Source organism: Aeromicrobium sp., from assembly GCF_032084975.1.
Classification (GTDB): Bacteria; Actinomycetota; Actinomycetes; order Propionibacteriales; family Nocardioidaceae; genus Aeromicrobium.
The window spans coordinates 4691-5006 of record NZ_DAMDLR010000122.1; the positions used below are offsets into that span (position 1 = coordinate 4691).

Sequence of the window (316 nt, forward strand, 5' to 3'; positions counted from 1 at the left end):
GCCCTCGCCCCCCACGACGACGAGCGAGTCGCCGAGTGGGTCGAGCGCCGCACGCAGGTCGGCGATGGCCTCGTCGGCCGCACGCAGCAGGTACATGACCTCGTACGCGGGTCCGCCCTCGTCGAGGTCCTCCCCCGGGACCAGGACCGGCACGGGCACGGTCGCGGCACGGGGCGAGGGGGTGCGGCCGGTGAGCGCGAATGCGACCGCGTCCAGGACGACGACCAGCGCGCGGCCACCGGCGTCGACGACGCCCGCGCGGGCCAGCAGCTCGAACTGGGTGGGGGTGAGGGCGAGCGCCTCGCGGGCCGCACCC

Annotated in this window: 1 pseudogene; it reads right to left on the reverse strand. The window is 77.2% G+C overall.

The features are described from left to right. A pseudogene (locus RT323_RS15965) lies at positions 1 to 316 on the reverse strand (Dak phosphatase); the annotation flags it as partial.